Here is a 17,822-nt window from a genome sequence, read left to right on the forward strand (position 1 = left end):
TCCTGCTGGCCGTTGGGCAGCAATTCGTACTTGAAGGCTTGAAGTCGTTGCACCGCTCAATCGTATTCTTGACCTATGCGTGATGACAACGATATAGGCTACGGTTCGCGCTATCCTTCCCCGCCCTGAAGGACGGGGCTTGCCGCGCCTTTTGGTCAGCGGTGCGGAGCACTTTGGAGGCCAAGGCGGGGGCGGTAGTCTATAATCCTGCCAATTCCCCTAATGCGTTCGCGCCAGCGGTGCGGAGCACTTTCGTCGCCATGACTGAGGCTGTCTCTACTGCCGATTCTGCCTTGCTGACCGTACAAGGGCTGCGGGTTTTCTTGCCCAGCCGTGCAGCTGGCGAGCCCTCGGGATCCCCGGTGGTGGACGGGCTGTCTTTCCAGATCGGGATCGGCCAGACCTTAGGCCTGGTGGGGGAGTCGGGATCCGGCAAAACCATGACCGCCCTGACGCTGATTGATCTGCTGCCCAGCTCGGCTCGGGTGGAGGGCAAAATCCTCTTCAAGGGCCCTGACGGAACGGTGGACTGGCTGCAGTTGGATCCCCGGCAACGGCGGCGCTATCGCGGATCCCAGATCGCCATGATTTTCCAGGAGCCGAGCACCGCCCTCAACCCCCTCTACACCTGTGGCCAGCAGTTACAGGAAACCTTGAGGGCCAACACCTCCCTGAGCCCGGCGGAGATCCGCGCCCAAGCCATTCGCCTGTTTGAGGAGGTGCAGCTTTCTCCCCAGATGCTGGAGCGCTATCCTCATCAGCTCTCCGGCGGCCAAATCCAGCGGGCGGCCATTGCCTGTGCCATCGCCTCCAATCCCCAACTGTTGATTGCCGATGAGCCGACCACCGCTCTAGATGTTACGGTGCAAGCGGAAATCCTGCGCCTGCTCTGGGAGCTGCAGCAGCACCGGCAGATGGCCATCCTCTTCATCACCCACGATCTCAATTTGGTGGCCGAACTGGCAGATCAGGTGGTGGTGATGCGCCGGGGCCAAGCTGTGGAACAGGGATCGGTGGAGCAGATCTTTCGGGATCCCCAGCATCCCTACACCCGCGGCCTGTTGGCCTGTCGCCCGGTGTTGGAGCGGCGGTTGCGGCGGTTGCCCACCGTCCAGGATTTTCTGGAAAAAGGGGGATCCCCAGAGGAGCAGTGGCAGCAGGTGGAGATCCCGGCTGCCGTTCGCGTAAGCGGGACGGAGTCCTTAGAGGAAGAACGGCTGCGCCGGCTGTACAGTCAGCCCCCCCTACTGCAGGTGCGGGATCTGCGAACCCACTACGCCGTCCGTCGAGGGCCATTTGGCCGCCAGGTGGGCGAGATCCGAGCTGTGGATGGGATCAGCTTTGACCTCTACCCCGGAGAGACCTTGGGGCTGGTGGGAGAGTCCGGCTGCGGCAAAACCACCCTGGGGCGAACCCTGTTGCGCCTGGTCCGTGCCAGCTCTGGCCAGGTGATCTACGACGGCGAGGAGCTGCTCCGCTTGCCGCCCCAACGCTTACGTCGTCTCCGCCGCGAGATTCAGCTGATCTTTCAGGATCCGGCAGCCTCACTGGATCCGCGCATGAGTGTGGGAGCCAGCGTCATAGAGCCAATGGCCCTGCACGGGATTGGGAGAAATGCTGCTGAGCGACGAGCACGGGCCCAACGCCTGTTTGAACGGGTAGGGTTGGATCCGGAAGCGCTGGATCGCCTGCCCCACCAGTTTTCCGGAGGACAGCGGCAGCGGATCTGTATTGCCCGCGCCCTGGCCTCGGAGCCCCGCCTGATCGTCTGCGATGAGGCAGTGTCTTCCCTGGATGTCTCCGTGCAGGCCCAGGTGCTGAACTTGCTCAAGGATCTGCAGGAGGAACTGGGGTTGGCCTACCTGTTCATCTCCCACGACCTGAGCGTGGTCAAGTTCATGAGCGACCGCATCATGGTCATGAACCGGGGCCGCATCGAAGAGCTTGGCCCCGCCTCCCAGATCTACCAGCAGCCGCAGCAGGACTACACCCGCCGCCTCATCGCCGCGTTCGCGCCAGCGGTGCGGAGCACTTCCCCCAAAGGGAGATCCGTTCGCGATAGCGGGCCGTAGGCCTTAAAAACGCACCCATTTGCCCCAAACGGGTTGAAAAGTTTCCCCTGCATCCGGCTCCGGGCTGGGCAACCCTGCGGGTTAACTTCGCAGTAAGATTTGCAATGAGGCTAAAATTAAGTAAACTTCCAGTCGTAAAGCTTCGGCTCTTTGTTAGCACATTTAACAAAACGTTTTATCCGCAGTTTGGGCTGCAACCGGCTATGGCTCGCATACTCATTATTGAGGACGACCCTTCGATTCTGGATATCCTGCGCATCAATCTGGAGTTGGCGGGCTACGAGGTTGTGAAGGCCACCGATGGGGTGCGCGGACAAGCACTGGCTCTGCAAGTTCTCCCCGATCTGATCATCCTCGACCTGATGCTGCCCCAGGTAGATGGCCTGACCGTTTGTCAGCGCTTGCGGCGGGAGGAGCGCACCAGCGAGATCCCGATTTTGATGCTCACCGCCCTCGGCCAAACCCAGGACAAGATCGAGGGCTTTAATGCCGGTGCCGACGACTACCTGACCAAGCCTTTTGAGGTGCAGGAGCTGCTGGTGCGGGTGCGGGCCCTGCTGCGTCGCTCAGACCGGATCCCACAGGCGGCCAAGCATGGGGAGATCCTCACCTATGGCCCTCTCACGCTGGTGCCGGAGCGCTTTGAGGCGTTGTGGTTCGGCAAAACGATCAAGCTCACCCACCTGGAGTTTGACCTGCTCCACTGTCTGATGCAGCGACATGGGCAGACCGTTTCCCCCAGCGAAATCCTGCAGGAGGTGTGGGGCTACGAGCCCGACGACGACATCGAGACCATCCGTGTTCACATCCGCCACCTGCGCACCAAGCTGGAGCCGGATCCCCGCCACCCCCAGTACATCAAAACCGTCTATGGGGCGGGCTACTGTCTGGAGTTGCCCAACATTGCCGATCCCGTCCCACCGCAGCCAGAGCTGGCGAAAGATTCCCACAAATAATGATTCTTTCATGATTCTTGAGGATGCTGCTCACGCAACTGCTAATCTAGGGGATGCCCTGCTGCAGATTGCGCTCTGAGATCTATGCCTGGTGCCATTCGGTATTTGATGTGCCCACCCGATCACTACGAGGTGGACTATGTGATCAACCCCTGGATGGTGGGGAATGTTCACCGCTCTTCGCGAGAACGGGCGCTGCAGCAGTGGCAGGCTCTTTATCGGCATCTCTCGCAGCGGGCGGAGGTGAAGCTAATCCAGCCGGTGCCGGGATGGCCGGATATGGTGTTTACGGCGAATGCTGGGCTCATCCTGGGATCCAAGGTGGTGCTGAGCCGTTTTTATCACCCAGAGCGGCAGGGGGAACAGCCCCATTTCAAGGCTTGGTTTGAGGAACAGGGCTACACCGTCTATGAGCTGCCGCCGGCCCTGGCTTTTGAGGGGGCGGGAGATGCTCTGTTGGATCGGGCAGGGCGCTGGCTGTGGGCGGGCTACGGCTTTCGCTCCATGTTGGAGTCTCACCCCTACTTGGCCAAGTGGCTGGGGATCGAGGTGTTGTCTTTGCGGCTGGTGGACGAGCGGTTCTACCACCTAGACACCTGCTTTTGCCCCCTCTCCGAAGGCTATTTGCTTTACTATCCACCGGCTTTTGATGCCTATTCCAACCGTTTGATCGAGATGCGGGTGCCCCCTGAAAAGCGGATCCCGGTTCAGGAGGCGGATGCCATTCACTTTGCCTGCAATGCCGTGGATGTGAACGGCACGATCTTGGTGAATCGGGTCAGCCCAGAGCTGGAAGCCACCCTACAGGAGCGGGGATTTGCGGTGGTGCAGACGGAGCTGACGGAGTTCCTGAAAGCCGGTGGGGCGGCCAAGTGCCTGACGCTGCGCCTCGACGAGACGGTGGCTCCCCAAACCGATCCGGTGGCCACGGTGCTCAGCCGGACGGTGACCCTCCAGGGACACTTGGTGGACAGCGACCTGCTCACCAGAGCCGTCGATTGCATTGTCGACAATGGCGGCAGCTTCCAGATCCTCAAGTTTCAGCTTGGGGAAAAACGGCAGAGCACTTCCACGGTGGAACTGGCCGTTTCCGCTCCCACCGAAGAGACCCTGGATACTATTCTCAGCGCCTTGATCGAGCAGGGGGCCCGTCTCTCGGAAGAAACCCAGCAAGATGCCCGTCTGGAGCGGGTAGAGAAAGCAGGGGTAGCGCCCGACGATTTTTATGTCACCACCATCTATCCCACGCAGGTGCGGGTGGCCGGCCAGTGGATCCCGGTGCAGCGGCAGCGCATGGATGGGGTGATCGTGGTCAAGGGATCCGATTGCAATGGCAAGACGGAGTTTTCAGCCTATTGCACCCTGATTCGAGATTTGCAGGTGGGGGATGCCGTGGTGTGTGGGGTGGAAGGGATCCGCACCGTGCGCCAGGCCAGCAAAGAGCGCTCTTCCCAGGAGTTCACCTTTATGGGATCGGGGGTCTCCAGCGAGCGGCGGGTGGAGATCCTGGTGGAGCAGATTGCCTGGGAGCTGCGGCAAATCAAGGAGCGGGGCGGCAAAACGGTGGTGGTGGCAGGGCCGGTGGTCATCCACACGGGCGGTGGATCCCACTTGGCTACCCTGATTCGGGAGGGCTATGTGCAGGCGCTGCTGGGGGGCAATGCCATTGCCGTTCACGATTTGGAGCAGAATCTCTACGGCACCTCGCTGGGGGTGGATCTGTCGCGGGGCACCCCGGTCAAGGGCGGCCACAAGCATCACCTCAAAACCATCAACCTCATCCGCAAGTATGGCAGTATCCGAGCTGCGGTGGAAGCGGGCGTGATTACCGGCGGGGTGTTCTACGAGTGTATTCGCGCTCAGGTGCCCTTCTCCCTGGCGGGATCCATCCGTGACGATGGGCCGCTGCCGGATACGGAGATGGATTTGATCAAGGCCCAGCAGGATTACGCGCGGCTGCTACAGGGGGCCGACATGGTGTTGATGCTCTCCAGCATGTTGCACTCCATTGGAGCCGGGAACATGACGCCTGCCGGGGTCAAGCTGATCTGCGTGGACATTAACCCGGCAGTGGTGACCAAGCTGGCCGATCGGGGATCCCTGGAGTCGGTGGGGATTGTTACCGATGTGGGCCTGTTCTTGAGTTTGTTGGTGCAGCAGTTGGCGCGTTTGGGGCAGGTGTATGAGCGCCCGCAACCTGCTCTTGCTGCCCGCTAGCCACCCCATCCATAAGCGCTGTTATCTTTTGGGATCCTTAAACTGGGATCCTCAAGCCTCAAAAGGGTATGCCTTTTATTAGCCTGTTGACGGATTTTGGCCTGCAGGATCCCTATGTGGGCATTATGAAAGGGGTGATTCATACCCTTTCCCCACAGGCTCAACTCATCGACCTCAGCCATGGGATCCCGCCTCAGGATGTGGCGGCGGCTCGCTTTGCCCTGATGACGGCCTACCCCTATCTGCCGTCGGGCACCATTCACCTGGCCGTTGTGGATCCAGGGGTGGGGAGTAGCCGCCGGGCGGTAGCCATCCAAACCGAGACGGGCTTTTTGGTTGGCCCTGACAATGGCCTGTTCAGCGGCGTTTTGGCCCAAACTCCGGCGCTGGCTGCTGTGGAACTCAACCGGCCCCGCTATTGGCGCACCCCCTCTCCCAGCCGCACCTTTCATGGGCGGGATATTTTTGCCCCGGTTGCCGCTCATCTGGCCAACGGGATCCCTTTGGCGGAGCTGGGGGATCCCCTAGACGTAGCAGAACTAACCCGCTGGGAGTGGCCGCCACCCCAGATGGAGACCAACGGCTGTCGCGGCCTGGTCCAGGCCATCGACCACTTCGGCAACGGCATCACCAACCTGCCCGGACATTGGGTGGAAGGTCGAAGCTGGAGCGCCTGGATCAAAGGGATCCCCGTCCGCTCCGTGGCCACCTTTGCTGAGGGAGAAGTTGGGGAAGTGCTGGCCCTGGTGGGCAGCTCCGGCTGGGTGGAGATCGTGCAAAACCGAGGCAATGCCAGCCGTGCCTTGGGTTTCAAAGTGGGAGATGAGGTGCGCGTGCAGTGGAGCGGCTAGATCCCCTCGCCTGAAAAGAGAGGGAGAGACTGGGGATCCTAGGCAGGTTGGCTTTCCACCGTCACGGCTTCCGTCGGAGTAGTGGGGTTTGAGGCGCCCACTTGGACTTTGATCACCCGCGCTGCGTCGGCTTTGGGCAGAGTGAGGGTGAGGATGCCGTCGCGATAGGTGGCCGAGACTTTCTCCGGCTGGATGCGGCGGGCCAGCTTGAGGATGCGTTGAAAAGGTTGGGGCTCCACTTCTTGGTAGCGCAATTCAGCACCTTCAGGGCCGTGAACCTGGATCTCGCCGCTGATGGAGAGCTGTTGAGCCGTGGCCTCGATGTGGAAGCGTTCCCGATTGGCACCGGGCACCCACAACTGGACGGTGTAGGCTTCGCCGCTCTCCCAAACCTGCAGAGGAGTGGGCAGGAAGGAGCGAGAGCGTCCCCGGTTGGGCTCCGCTTGCAGAGCTTGTACCTCGAAAAGCGGGCTGAAGTAAAGAGTTGCCATAGTGTCTCCTAGGGTAAATAGGCTAAGTCATCAATGGAGTTGAGGGAAGCGAAGAGATCTCGGCAAAGAAGGCTTGGCCTGCACTTGGGATTTGAATTCACAAAATCCTGCTCTGATCATCCAAGAAAGCCATCCCAGCGAGGGAGGGCAAACCGATCTGCGATAGGCAGGATCCCCTCACCTCATGGGGAAGAGGGATGAAAACAAACAGGGCAATCCAATGGTTCACTCGAAACATTTTGCTCAAAACAGAATGGGGTAGATGTGAGTGAAAAAAGAAGACCGTTATGGATCCCACTCCCATTCCCATCCGATTTCAGGTGAACGGCCAACCCTATGGGCAGGTGGTTCCGCCGGGGATCACTCTGCTGAGCTTGTTGCGGGAGCTGGGCTGGGTGGGGGTACGCCGGCGCAGGGGCGTTTTTCGGCTCCCCAGGGATCCCTGACTTTGCCGGAGCTGGCCCAAAGGGCTTCGGATCCCATCGAGGTGGAGCTGCACCATGCCGCCGACGAATCTTCCGTCTCCTTTGCCGTGGCGGGGGTGGAATTGGCAGTGGATATGGAAACCGGCCAGATTGAGCTGCTGATCGCGTAAGCGGGACGGAGTCCTTTGTCGCTACGCGACGCTAACGCGAACGCGTAAGCGGGACGGAGTCCTTGCATTTCACCAAATTTTCGGGCTGGAGGCCCGCACCATAGCCGCAGGCTTGGTGTCGGGAGGAAAGCCCTCCTCCATATAGGTTTGCTGGTCAAAAGTCTGGATAAACTACAATAAGCCCATGAGCCAGACTATCTCTGTACGTTGCAAGCTGATAGTCCCACAAGAGTTGCGTCAAGAAATTGACCGCACTTTGCAGGGCTTTGCGAATGCTTGCAACCAGATTCTCGACACCGCCAAACAAAAGAACTGCTGGAACACCGCCAAGCTGCACCACTTGGTCTATCGGCCGGTAAGGGCAGCAACGGGGCTGAAAGCCAACCACGTCTGTCAGGCGCTCCGTCGGGTGATTAGCAATGCCAAGGCGGTGAAGCAAGTCCACAAGTTCCGCCCCACCAGTCTGACTTTGGACGCTCGTACTTTTAAGTACCGAGAGTCCGACCAAGCCGTGGGCGTGACCCTGATGAGCGGACGGGTTTGGCTCAAGCTCAAGATCGGTGGCTACCAGATAGCGCTCCTGCGGGGGCAAACGCCCACCAGCGCAACCCTGTCCAAGACCAAGCAGGGGGACTACTACATCAACATTGCTGTTGAGCTGGACACTCCCCCGACCGGCAAAACTCCAAAGGTAATCGGAGTTGACTTGGGCAGGCGGGATATCGCCACCGCTAGCAACGGACGCTCTTGGAGTGGAGAGCACATCCAGGCCGTCCGTGACCGGTTCAGCCGTGTACGCGCCAAGGTTCAATCCAAACGCACTCGCAGCTCTAGGAGGCTGCTGAGAAGGCTCTCTGGGAGAGAACGGCGCTACCAGACATGGCTGAACCATAACATCAGTAAAACCTTGGTCAGGGATGCCCAGGCTATTGGTGCGGCACTGGCTTTTGAAGACTTGACAGGCATCAGAGATTGCCTGAATCAGAAGCCTCGAAGTAAGGCTGAGCGGCGCAGGACTAACAACTGGGCGTTCTACCAGCTCAGGACGTTGGTGGCCTACAAGGCTGCTATTGCTGGAGTGCCTGTGGTACTGGTGCCGCCTGCCTACACCAGTCAGACCTGCCACAAATGCCTGCACATCCATCCTGAGCGGGGTAAGTCCTACCGCAATGGTAAGTCGTTCAAGTGTGGGCACTGCGGGTGGGAAGGGGATGCTGACCATAACGCTGCTCAAGTAATCTCTCTCCTTGGGGCGACTGTAAACTCGCCTGAAATTCCGAAACTTAGCTGTCCTCTGGGGCCGCTAGGGATTGGGATAAAGCTCGCACCCTGCGCATAGCGCGGGTGTCGGGTAGTTTACAAAAGCTTGAATCGAGATGTTTTGTGAGTTTGCAAATGGCTACATAGGTAGTTGTGGGCTACGTGGGGATTATGAAAAAAATTAAGACTTTTGGCACAGCGGCAATTTTCGCCAGTAGTCCGGCACTAGGATAGCTTCCAAGTATACCCAGCGAGATCCCATGTATGTATATTGCCCGGAGGAATTTCTGGGAAGCAAAACCCAGTGCAACCTAGAAGCATTGATAGAACGGCTGGAAGAGGGGGGTCGCACCCTTTTGAGCCAGTTGTTTGACGTTCGTTACCCTTACTGGAAGCGTAATCTCCGCAACAACATTCGCTTGGTGGGGGAGCTGCGCTATGTAGGCGAGGTACCCGTTCTGGTTTTGTTTGGCCTCTGGCCGAGAGGCAGTCACGAATACCGGGAGTTCTTAGACCGACGGCGAGATCCGGATTATCAAGAACGGGTGCGGAGCTGGGTGCCCGATGACCGTTTGCAGGCGTGGCTGGCGCAGCGGCACGAACCAGGGGATCCGCCAAACCATCTCCCCCCTCTGCCCGACGAGCTGTATGAATGGACACAGTTCTTGAATGCTCCCAATCCGCAGGAGCGGCTGGTGTTGGAAAGCGGGGAATGGGTTCGGCAAGTACGGGCCCTTTCTCCAGAGCAGCGGCGCCAGGCTTACCAAGCAGTATCCCGCTTGGTAATTGAAGGCAGGCTCTACCGGCAGCTCCCGCCGTTTTATCTGGAGGCAGAGGTCAAATGCTGGCAGGAGGAATCCCTGTATCTGGCCGTCAGCTTGGTACAAGCGTGCGAGCAGCCGGGGAGATTGTTTCCATTTCTCATTGGAGTTTACGACCACGCCCCAGAGCAAAAGGAACGGTTTGAGCTGGGATGCCAAACCTGCCTCTTTGGGATGAAAGCCAAGCAGCCAGACATTCTCCAGCACCCGCAACCTTTGGAGGTGTGGAAGCGGTACGCCCGTCGCGCCTACCCCGACTACATGGTGATGGATGAGACCATTTGGTTGGAAATGCAGGAGATCACAGAGGGAAATTTGGCTTTGTCCATGGAGGAGGAAGAAATCCTGCAGAGTACATCCATGCCCCTACTGATCAACGGAAGGGCCGGGAGTGGCAAATCTCTGATGTTGTACTACCGCTTTGCCGACTATTGCAGCCACTACCTCAAAACTTCAAAACAGAGACCTCTTGAGTACCGCCCTCTCTTTTTGACCTACAGCCCAAGCTTGGTGCAGCAAGCCCGCGACAGGGTAAGTTCAATTTTGCGCATCAGCCACCGCTATCGGGAGAAGGGGTGCAGCTTCTCCACGGAGGAAATTCAGCAATGTCAAACTTTTTTTAGCACTTTTCAGGATTACCTGCTGAACTGCCTTCCTGCCGAGCGGCAAGAACGCTACCAACCGGATCGGTATGTCAATTTTTATCGATTTCAGAGCTGGTATTGTGGTCGCCGCGATGTAGAGCTGGCTTGGCACACCATTCGCACGCTGATCAAAGGCTATGAGGTCAGTGACTATTTGGATCCCGATAGCTACCGAGAATTGCCTGAGGCCGACCGCAGTGTGGATGAAGAAGCCTTCGAGCGGATTTACGAAGAGATTTGGCCGGGTTACCGGGATCGAACCACCCATGAGGGCTACTGGGATGACCAAGATTTGGCCAGAGATGTGCTGCAAAATGGCACTCTTAATCCTATTCATCCAGTCATTTTTTGCGATGAGGTTCAGGACTTTACCCAACTTGAGCTGAATATCATTTTTTGCTTATCTCCTTGGGGAAAATACAAGTTGGATTGGGCTATTGAGCACCTGCCCTATGCCTTTGCCGGGGATCCCTTGCAAACCATTAACCCAACGGGATTTCGTTGGGCTGCTCTGAAAAAATATCTCTACGAGCATATCCGCGCCTACTTGTTGCCGAGCCATCCCTTTGAGATTGCAGGCCCGCAGGAGCTGAGAAACAACTATCGCAGCAATCCACAAGTTACTCGTTTTAGCAATGTAGTCAACCTGTGGCGGCGAGTTCTCAGCAAGAGTCGAGAAATCTATCCCCAACAGCCCTGGCGTCCCCATGAGCAGGGCATGCCGGTTCAAAGGTTTGTGCTGGATGGTCAGGAAAGAAACTTAATCGAAGATGAGCTTAGAAAAATGCTTAGTGATCTCACAGGAACAGTCTGTATCTTACCCTGTCCTGTGGGAGAGGAGCTGAACTACGTGCGTCAGGATCCCGAACTCCAGAAGATCTTTGCCGAGGAATTGAAGCAGAATCTTAAACCACCGCTCCTGCAAACTGCTACGTCTGTTAAGGGAATGGAGTTCAAAAAAGTTATCCTCTACAAGTTTGGAAACGCCTATCGACAAAACTTTAACCGGCAGCTTAATTATTACGCCCGAGGAGCTGGGGAGGCGATATCCCTGCAACTCCATTATTTTCTCAACCAATTGTATGTCGGCATTACCCGCCCCATCGAGGCCCTGGCCATTGTGGACACCTCTGCCGGTTGGCGGGAGTTCTGGGATCCAAGCTTAGAATCCAACTCTTGGCTCGATCATCCTTCTCTGCAACCGGATCGGTCGGAATGGGAGACCGACCCACCGGTATTGGGTTACCCTGTCAAAGGCATCAATATCCAGTACTGGACCAATACAAGCTTGGAAGATCTGCAGGAGGCAGCTCTTGAGCTTCTCAGGCGCGGCATCGAGGAGGGCAACCCTAAACTTCTGGAGGATGTTCAAACTCTGGCGCGGAAGGCAAAAAAACCACCTCTAGAACAGGAATGTCAGGCCTGGCTCCTCAAGCTCCAGAGGGATTACGTTTCCGCAGGGCAAAAGTTCCTGAGCCTGGAGCAGTCTGCTTTGCCCAACAAAAATCTTAAACGAGAAGCCTGGGAGTGCTTTTGGAGAGGGAAGGCCTGGTTGGAGCTGCAGCGTAACGCCGCCTACTTTGCTGGATGTCCTGGGATCCCAGACTACAGCCCCTTGGTGGACTTGATGGTGGCGACCCAAAGAACCTCTGTCAAGTCTATGGAGCGCTTCCGACAGGTGGTGCGGGTGCGAGATTGGCTGAGCGTTGAAGTCAGCCCCAAAGATAGGGACTTCGTCCCGCTTACACGAACGGATTCCACCTGGAAAGAGTGTGTACAGCAATTTTTGGCAGAGCTTGAGCAAGTTCTCAACAACTTGGGAACTTTCTGCCCCCAGGAAGAGGCCCGCAGCCGGTTTTTGCAAGAGACCCTTGAGGCTTTGAAGGGACGTCTGGCCTTTCTCGGCCAGCGGCAGCCGTTCGCGAATCAGTACTACAAGATTTGGGGTATCTGTCACTTCTATCGGCAGGAATTTGAGCGGGCGGTAGAGGTTTGGGATCAGGGGGGCCAAACGGAGCATTCCCCCTACTACCGGGCCAAGATCCACCTGGAACCCCTTCCCGGCAAGGTGAGGTGGCTATCCAAAGACCGCCAAGACTCGGTGGTGCTGGACCGATGGCAAGAGGCAGGACGTCCCCTCACAGGCGAGTGGGCAGAGTACATCGGCGACGTCGTCACCAGTCTGGAGCGCTTGAAAGACTGGCCGCTGATGCTGCGAGTTCTGATCCAGTGCCGAGAGTGGGAGAAGCTCTGGAAAACGGTGCAGGCCCATCCTCAGGCGTGGCAGCGGGGACATGACTACGAGCTGGTGGCTGCCATGGCCCGGGATATCCGGACCAACTGGGAAGACTTAAGGCGCAAATCCCCTGGGCTGCGAGATTTTCTGCAGGAAGTGGTTACCAGCACACAGATGGAGCGGGCCTGGTGGCTACAGCCCCTGGAGGTAGGCTTGGCTTGTGAGCGATTGGGCCACTACCGAGACACGCTCAGGTTTTACGAGCGCTTCACCGAAAGCAGAACCGGCAGGCTGACCAGGCAGCAACGCTCTCAAATTCGGCAGCGCTGGCTGGTGACCCACCAAAGGTATCAAGAGGTTCTCCAAGCGGAGGGGCGCCCAACAGATCGTTTGGCGGAGGAGTTTCGACAGGCTCAAGAGCGTTGGAGGGAGCAGCTGCCCCAGGCAGAACCTGAGCTGGACGAACGGGATCCCTGGGCGCTTGACTTTGTGGAGCACCCCAGCCCTGTCCAAAGTTGGCTGCTGCAGCGGGCCCAAACCGACACCCAGAGCCGACTCAGAGCGGAAATCGCCCAGGCGCTGGAGCATCTGGACGAACGACACTTGCAGCAGGTGCACAGCTTGATCCAGCGCTTTTCGCGCGCCGACCCATCCACCTAGGCTGGCTCCGAACGCAGGCCGGGAGGCCTATTGCAGGATTTGGCGCAGGCGCTCCAAGGCCCGTCGGTTCTCTTCAGGGGTGCCCACCGTCAGACGCAGCCCCCCACCCGTGTAGCGCACACCAGTCCCCAGCTCCTGCCAGGCCCGCTGCAGCTCTTGGGGATCCCAGCCGGCCACCCGGAAGTAGAGGAAGTTGGCTTGGCTGGGCCACACCCGCACCCCCGGCAGCTCCTGCAGAGCTTGGTAAAGGGCTTCCCGCTCCTGACAAATTAGCGTCACGTCGGCCAAAAGCTCCTCGGCATGCTCCAAAGCCATCTGAACCGCCCACTGAGAAAGGGCCGTGAGGTTGTAGGGCAGGCGGATCCCATCCAGCACTTGCATAAGCTGTGGATGACCCACAGCATAGCCCACCCGGTGGGCCGCCAGGCGAAAGGCTTTGGAGAAGGTGCGCAAGATTACCCAGTTGGGATGCTCCGCCAATTTGGGCAGGGCTGTGTGCCGGCTGAACTCAAAATAGGCCTCATCCAAAATCACCAGAATCTCTTCGGGCAGCCCTTCCACCCACTCCCACTCTGCAGCCGTCAGGCCATTCCCCGTCGGCGAGTTGGGATCCACCAGGCACACCACCCGAATCGGATGCTCCCTCAAAGCCTGTTGACATCGCTCTAGATCCAGAGCAAACGTCTCCGGGTCGCGGGGAACCCGCACCACTGGGATCCCCAGGCTCTGGGCCAGGATGGCGTACATGGAGAAGGTGGGCTCTGCCACCAAAATACCGCCCCGCCCGCCCAAACAAGTGGCAATCAGCAGCGAGCGAATCAGCTCATCCGACCCATTGCCCAGGCTGATCTGCTCTGGCTCCGCTCCGGCATAGGCGGCGATGGCCTGCTTCAGGCCCCGGTGGTGGGCATCGGGATAGCGGTTGCTGGGGATCCCCTTTTCCCAAAGGAGGGAGAGCTTCTGCTTGAAGCCCGCCGGCCAATCGAGGGGGAACTCATTGGCATCCAGCTTGTCGGCAGCCGGGGCTGGCACAGCGTCGTAGGGCTTGAGGTAGAGCAAGTCGGGGCGCAGATACTGCAAGGCACACATCTTCCTGACGGGGCGAAACACCTATCATAACAGGGTCAACCCGACCCCCTATTCTTTGGTCAGGGATCCCTGCTGACGTAGCGCCTCAAAAAGGGCAATCGCTACGGCATTGCTGAGGTTCAGGCTGCGCACCGGCCCCCGCAGTGGGATGCGCACGCTGGGATAGGTTTCCAAGAAGAGAGGATCCAACCCCCGGCTTTCGCTGCCGAACACCAACCAGTCTCCCGGCTGATAGGTTACTTCCGTATAGAGGGCTTTGCCGCGCACACTAAAACACCAGAACCGGGCCTCAGGGTGGGCCTGCACCAGAGCAGACCAAGAGGGGTAGCGATACAGTTGGACATGCTGCCAGTAGTCCAGCCCCGCCCGCTTGAGGTAGCGATCCGAAAGGCGAAACCCCAGAGGATCCACCAGATGGAGAGGCGTATCGGTGGCTGCACAGGTGCGGGCGATATTCCCCGTATTGGCCGGGATCTCTGGGGCAACCAAAACAACGTGGAAGGGCATAGTCCTATCCTACTTGCCCCCAAATCCGCGGTTGCCGCCCCCTTTTTTACCCCCACCTTTGCCCGGCTTGCGGCTGGGCTGTTGCCGAGAGGGAGAGGCCGTTGAACGTCCGCGCCAACTGGGATCCCCGCCGGGAAGAGAGGTACGCCCACCCCCCCAACCCATACCGGGAAAACCGCCACCCATGCCCATGTTGCGCATCATGTCGCGCATGCGTTGAAAATCACTGACCAGTCGGCTGACATCCTCCAGCTTGTGGCCAGATCCGCGGGCCACCCGTCGTTTGCGGCTGACGCTGCGGGCCAACAGATCCGGGTTGCGCCGCTCTTCGGGGGTCATGGAGTTGATCATGGCTTCGGCGCGGGCCAGTTGGTCTTGTCCCTTTTGCAGTTGTTCCTCGCTGATTTTGCCCATCCCCGGCATCAGTCTCAGCAGCCCTGCCAAGGATCCCATGCGTTTAATTAGGCGCATCTGCTTGAGGAAATCGGTGAAATCAAACTGGGCAGTCATCATCTTCTCCGCCATGCTGGCGGCATCTCCCAGGTCGATTTCCTCTTGAGCTTTTTCCACCAAGCTGAGGATATCCCCCATCCCCAGAATGCGGGAGGCCATGCGATCCGGGTAGAAGGGATCCAGCGCTTCCACCTTTTCGCCAACACCGATGAACTTGATGGGCTGACCGGACACTTGGCGAATGGAAAGGGCGGCCCCACCGCGGGTGTCCCCATCCAGCTTGGTGAGAATGGCCCCAGTGATGCCCAAGCGCTCGTGGAAGGCTCGGGTAAGGCTGGCTGCCTCTTGGCCGATCATGGCATCCACCACCAGCAGGATCTCGTGGGGCTGCACCGCCGCCTTGATCCGCTCCAGCTCCGCCATCATCTCCAGGTCAATCTGCAAACGACCGGCAGTGTCCAAAATCACGTAGTCGTAGCCCTGCTGCCGGGCCGTCTCCACCCCCTGCCGGGCAATCTCGACGGGATCTGCTTTGCCCAGGTCGAAAACGGGGATCTGAATTTGCTGGCCCAGCGTCTTGAGCTGGTCGATGGCCGCCGGACGGTAGATGTCTCCGGCCACCATCAGGGACTTCTTGCCCTGCTTGCGCAAGTACAAAGCCAACTTGGCGCAGGTGGTGGTTTTCCCGGATCCCTGCAAACCGGCCATGAGGACAATGGTGGGAGGCTGCTCCGCTTGGGCAATGGGCACGTTGGCTTCTCCCATCACCTTCACCAGCTCGTCGTGGACAATCTTGATGAACTGCTGATCCGGCGTCACCCCCAGGATGACCTCGGATCCCAGGGCAGCTTCCCGCACATCCTCGATGAACTGCTTCACCACCTGCAAGTTGACATCCGCATCCAGCAGGGCTCGCCGCACCTCCCGCAGAGCTTCTTGAATGTTGGTTTCGGTGATCTTGTCCTGGCCGCGCAGCTTTCTCCAGGCCAATTCCAACTTCTCGGAGAGGGCATCAAACATGGGTACTGTGGATCCTGTCAGGCGCTTTGGGGGCATTTCCTACCATAGTCGAATCGGGGCGACTCCATCTTGGGGATCCCCACCCAGGAGACCATCCCGGCCCAGAAAAACTGGCGACTTCACAAAAGTTTAAGCAACAATAGAGGGCGTTGCATGCAGATCTTCCATGGTCAGCGTCGCTTCCCTTCCCTACAGCACCACCGACTGGCAATTGGGCTATCGCTCCCTATCCCAGGAGTACGACTATTGGATTACGGAGATCGAAGGACGGATCCCGGCAGGGTTGCGGGGAACCCTGTTTCGCAACGGCCCGGGCAAGCTGGAGGCGGGATCCCAGCGCTACGGGCACCCGTTCGATGGCGATGGCATGGTCTGCGCCATCACCTTTGTGGAGGGGAAGGTTCATTTTCGCAACCGGTTTGTGCGCACCCGCGAGTTTGAAGCAGAGGAAAAAGCCGGTCGGGTGCTTTACCGAGGGGTGTTTGGCACCCAAAAGCCGGGCGGCTGGTGGAGCAACTTTCTCGACTTGCGGTTTAAAAATCCCGCCAACACCAACGTCATCTACCAGGGAGATAAGCTGCTGGCCCTGTGGGAGGCCAGTGCCCCTTACCGGCTGAACCCGGCCACCTTGGCCACCGAGGGGATCGAAACGTTTGCAGGAGGGATCTCGGCCAGCCAGCCTTTCACTGCCCATCCCCGGCGGGATCCCCACACGGGAGATCTCATCGCCTTTGGGGTGCGGGCTGCCCAGAACTCCACGTTGCTGTTTTACCGTCTGGACTCGCGCGGGCGCTTGGTGGAAAAGCGGGATTACCGCCTGCCCGGTTTTGCCTTTCTGCATGATTTTGTCTGGACACCCCGCTACCGCATCTTTTTCCAAAATCCCTTGGCTTTCAATCCCCTGCCGTTTGTGTTGGGCTGGCAACCGGCGGGCACCTGTCTGACCTTGAAACCGGGGGAGCCGACCCGCATCTGGCTCTTTCCCCAGGGCGACGAGCCGCTGCAACTGGAAACGGAGCCGGGGTTTGTTTTCCATTTTGTCAACGGCTACGGAGTCGGGGATCGGGTTGTGGTGGATGCCGTCCTCTATGAGAGCTACCCTGCCCTGGAGCCGGATGCCGATTACCTGCAGATTGACTTTGCCCAAATTCCAGCGGGCAAGCTGTGGCGGTTTTATCTGGATCCCAAGGGGGGCAGCGTGAAGCGGGAACTGCTGCTGGATCGCTCGGTGGAGTTTCCGGCCATCCACCCGGCTCGAATGGGGGGATCCCACCGCTACATCTACATCGGGGCCACCCATGCTCCTGGCCCCAATGCTCCTCTGCAAGCCATCCTCAAGCTGGATACTGCCACAGGCCGCACGCAGCAGTACAGCTTTGCCCCCCGCAGCTTTGTGGGAGAGCCGGTGTTCATCCCCAATCCAGAAGACCAGGGCGAAGAGGCAGGGTGGATCGTGACGGTGGTTTTTGATGCGGCCAGCCAGCGCTCTCAAGTGGTGATCCTAGAAGCAGCCGACCTGACAGCCGGCCCGGTTGCGCGGATCCCATTGCGGCACCACATTCCCTATGGCCTACACGGCAGTTTTACTCCCCAGGTGTGGGTAACGCCTGCCTAAGCGATGAGCTTCAAGATGGCTGAATGGATCCCCTTGGCTGAGGGAATGCAATCCAGCCCTTAGAGAGCCCTGGGGATCGGCCAGTTGGATCCCGGCTGTGCAAAAACACCTCTATTGGCTCCAGTCAGCGTTGCTGGAAAAAACTACAGATACTCATCAATATCAATGGCCCTGTCTGGGGAATAGACATCCTGCAGCCTGAGAACCATTCCCTTGGAACAGTTGCTACCATTGGCTACAGGTCGGCTACAGTGTTGACAACTGCGGGCAAGGGCAGCTGCTAGGAGTTTCCCAATAGAAGCAGAATGGAAAAACGCTGTTGGGCATTGTTAGGC

Annotated in this window: 13 protein-coding genes; 9 read left to right on the forward strand and 4 right to left on the reverse strand. The window is 58.7% G+C overall.

Translation table 11 applies throughout. The features are described 5' to 3' along the window. The first annotated feature begins 260 nt into the window (after positions 1 to 260). The 4 genes from ACVWZJ_RS07860 (at position 261) to ACVWZJ_RS07875 (ending at position 6,096) form a co-directional block, all read left to right on the forward strand. A complete protein-coding gene (locus tag ACVWZJ_RS07860) occupies positions 261 to 2,072 on the forward strand; it encodes an ABC transporter ATP-binding protein (protein WP_011431915.1) in 1,812 nt (603 codons plus the stop codon). Between the two features lie 203 nt (positions 2,073 to 2,275). After that, entirely contained in the window at positions 2,276 to 3,028 is a 753-nt protein-coding gene (locus ACVWZJ_RS07865; RefSeq protein ID WP_011431916.1) for a response regulator transcription factor, read from the forward strand. Positions 3,029 to 3,112: 84 nt separating this feature from the next. Then, on the forward strand, positions 3,113 to 5,245 hold the full coding sequence (argZ, locus tag ACVWZJ_RS07870) for a bifunctional arginine dihydrolase/ornithine cyclodeaminase (RefSeq protein ID WP_011431917.1): 2,133 nt from the start codon (positions 3,113 to 3,115) through the stop codon (positions 5,243 to 5,245). 68 nt (positions 5,246 to 5,313) lie between these two features. Next, complete coding sequence (locus ACVWZJ_RS07875) at positions 5,314 to 6,096, forward strand: SAM hydrolase/SAM-dependent halogenase family protein (RefSeq protein ID WP_011431919.1); 783 nt, start codon at positions 5,314 to 5,316, stop codon at positions 6,094 to 6,096. Positions 6,097 to 6,134: 38 nt separating this feature from the next. Here ACVWZJ_RS07875 and ACVWZJ_RS07880 read toward each other — a convergent pair whose 3' ends face one another. Continuing rightward, a complete protein-coding gene (locus ACVWZJ_RS07880) occupies positions 6,135 to 6,587 on the reverse strand; it encodes an Hsp20/alpha crystallin family protein (RefSeq protein ID WP_011431920.1) in 453 nt (150 codons plus the stop codon). 287 nt (positions 6,588 to 6,874) lie between these two features. Between ACVWZJ_RS07880 and ACVWZJ_RS07885 the strand changes: the two genes are divergently transcribed. From ACVWZJ_RS07885 to ACVWZJ_RS07900, 4 genes are all read left to right on the forward strand, one after another. Next, complete coding sequence (locus ACVWZJ_RS07885) at positions 6,875 to 7,033, forward strand: hypothetical protein (protein WP_011431923.1); 159 nt, start codon at positions 6,875 to 6,877, stop codon at positions 7,031 to 7,033. 2 nt (positions 7,034 to 7,035) lie between these two features. Continuing rightward, complete coding sequence (locus ACVWZJ_RS07890) at positions 7,036 to 7,182, forward strand: hypothetical protein (RefSeq protein WP_011431924.1); 147 nt, start codon at positions 7,036 to 7,038, stop codon at positions 7,180 to 7,182. 184 nt (positions 7,183 to 7,366) lie between these two features. Beyond that, on the forward strand, positions 7,367 to 8,521 hold the full coding sequence (locus ACVWZJ_RS07895) for an RNA-guided endonuclease InsQ/TnpB family protein (RefSeq protein WP_457395678.1): 1,155 nt from the start codon (positions 7,367 to 7,369) through the stop codon (positions 8,519 to 8,521). Positions 8,522 to 8,702: 181 nt separating this feature from the next. Then, a complete protein-coding gene (locus ACVWZJ_RS07900) occupies positions 8,703 to 12,803 on the forward strand; it encodes a helicase domain-containing protein (RefSeq protein ID WP_011431926.1) in 4,101 nt (1,366 codons plus the stop codon). A gap of 27 nt (positions 12,804 to 12,830) precedes the next feature. Here ACVWZJ_RS07900 and ACVWZJ_RS07905 read toward each other — a convergent pair whose 3' ends face one another. The 3 genes from ACVWZJ_RS07905 to ffh are packed head-to-tail and all read right to left on the reverse strand — an operon-like array spanning position 12,831 to position 15,872. Then, a complete protein-coding gene (locus tag ACVWZJ_RS07905; RefSeq protein ID WP_011431927.1) occupies positions 12,831 to 13,892 on the reverse strand; it encodes a histidinol-phosphate transaminase in 1,062 nt (353 codons plus the stop codon). Positions 13,893 to 13,940: 48 nt separating this feature from the next. Continuing rightward, the gene (locus ACVWZJ_RS07910) at positions 13,941 to 14,399 is read right to left on the reverse strand and encodes a tRNA (cytidine(34)-2'-O)-methyltransferase (protein ID WP_011431928.1); all 459 of its coding nucleotides are present in this window, start codon (positions 14,397 to 14,399) and stop codon (positions 13,941 to 13,943) included. A gap of 9 nt (positions 14,400 to 14,408) precedes the next feature. Next, positions 14,409 to 15,872 (reverse strand): signal recognition particle protein, encoded by a 1,464-nt coding sequence (gene ffh / locus ACVWZJ_RS07915; RefSeq protein WP_011431929.1) that lies wholly within the window; start codon positions 15,870 to 15,872, stop codon positions 14,409 to 14,411. Between the two features lie 166 nt (positions 15,873 to 16,038). Here ffh and ACVWZJ_RS07920 point away from each other — a divergent pair, with 166 nt between their 5' ends. Then, positions 16,039 to 17,487 carry a carotenoid oxygenase family protein gene (locus tag ACVWZJ_RS07920; RefSeq protein ID WP_457395681.1) on the forward strand — a complete coding sequence of 483 codons (1,449 nt, stop codon included), beginning with the start codon at positions 16,039 to 16,041 and terminating at the stop codon, positions 17,485 to 17,487. Positions 17,488 to 17,822: the final 335 nt, after the last annotated feature.

The organism is Thermostichus sp. OS-CIW-29 (genome assembly GCF_054058195.1).

What these genes read in the sequence shown, in the direction of transcription:
- ACVWZJ_RS07910 (WP_011431928.1), bottom strand. Translation starts at nt 14,399, where the DNA reads ATGCCCTTCCACGTTGTTTTGGTTGCCCCAGAGATCCCGGCCAATACG.
- ACVWZJ_RS07880 (WP_011431920.1), bottom strand. Translation starts at nt 6,587, where the DNA reads ATGGCAACTCTTTACTTCAGCCCGCTTTTCGAGGTACAAGCTCTGCAA.
- ACVWZJ_RS07875 (WP_011431919.1), top strand. Translation starts at nt 5,314, where the DNA reads ATGCCTTTTATTAGCCTGTTGACGGATTTTGGCCTGCAGGATCCCTAT.
- ACVWZJ_RS07920 (WP_457395681.1), top strand. Translation starts at nt 16,039, where the DNA reads ATGGTCAGCGTCGCTTCCCTTCCCTACAGCACCACCGACTGGCAATTG.
- ACVWZJ_RS07905 (WP_011431927.1), bottom strand. Translation starts at nt 13,892, where the DNA reads ATGTGTGCCTTGCAGTATCTGCGCCCCGACTTGCTCTACCTCAAGCCC.
- ACVWZJ_RS07865 (WP_011431916.1), top strand. Translation starts at nt 2,276, where the DNA reads ATGGCTCGCATACTCATTATTGAGGACGACCCTTCGATTCTGGATATC.
- ffh (WP_011431929.1), bottom strand. Translation starts at nt 15,872, where the DNA reads ATGTTTGATGCCCTCTCCGAGAAGTTGGAATTGGCCTGGAGAAAGCTG.
- ACVWZJ_RS07900 (WP_011431926.1), top strand. Translation starts at nt 8,703, where the DNA reads ATGTATGTATATTGCCCGGAGGAATTTCTGGGAAGCAAAACCCAGTGC.
- ACVWZJ_RS07895 (WP_457395678.1), top strand. Translation starts at nt 7,367, where the DNA reads ATGAGCCAGACTATCTCTGTACGTTGCAAGCTGATAGTCCCACAAGAG.
- ACVWZJ_RS07885 (WP_011431923.1), top strand. Translation starts at nt 6,875, where the DNA reads ATGGATCCCACTCCCATTCCCATCCGATTTCAGGTGAACGGCCAACCC.
- argZ (WP_011431917.1), top strand. Translation starts at nt 3,113, where the DNA reads ATGCCTGGTGCCATTCGGTATTTGATGTGCCCACCCGATCACTACGAG.
- ACVWZJ_RS07860 (WP_011431915.1), top strand. Translation starts at nt 261, where the DNA reads ATGACTGAGGCTGTCTCTACTGCCGATTCTGCCTTGCTGACCGTACAA.